The organism is Mesorhizobium sp. M2A.F.Ca.ET.067.02.1.1 (assembly GCF_004023285.1).
Taxonomy (GTDB): Bacteria; Pseudomonadota; Alphaproteobacteria; order Rhizobiales; family Rhizobiaceae; genus Mesorhizobium.
In genome coordinates, this window is the sequence record NZ_RZSB01001452.1 from 1 (window position 1) to 422 (window position 422).

The window sequence follows — 422 nt, forward strand, 5'->3', positions numbered from 1 at the left end:
CTGTATTTGATTTGCACAGCTTCGGACCAACGTGGGATTTTCCACCGGCGGCCACGACGCACCCCATTGCCGATCTCGATCTTATGGCCAGGACGGTGAGAATGGCGGAAGCGTTTAAATTGCCCTTGTCATTGGTCTGGGATTACAACGACACGGCTGGAATGTTCGATATCCTGGCCCAGGAGCAGGGCAAGGTTTTTGTGTGCGCTGAATTCGGCGGCGGCACGGTCGGCGCGGATAATCTCGGCATCTACGAGGCTGGAGTACGCAACGCGCTCATCGCGCTCGGGTTGGTCGAGGGTAAAGCCAAGTATCCAACGTTCCGTCAACAGAAGTCCGGCCAAACGCTCGAAACGCATCCGTCCGACGAGTTGAAATCGCCTGCACCGGGCATCTTCGAACCTCGCTGCTCGGTGTTGGAT

1 protein-coding gene is annotated in these 422 nt (G+C 57.1%); it reads left to right on the forward strand.

What is annotated here, in order from left to right:
* Positions 1-11 precede the first annotated feature (11 nt).
* Positions 12-422, forward strand: a 411-nt coding sequence (locus EOA28_RS38280) for a succinylglutamate desuccinylase/aspartoacylase family protein (RefSeq protein ID WP_245501720.1), incomplete at its 3' end; no start/stop codon positions are given.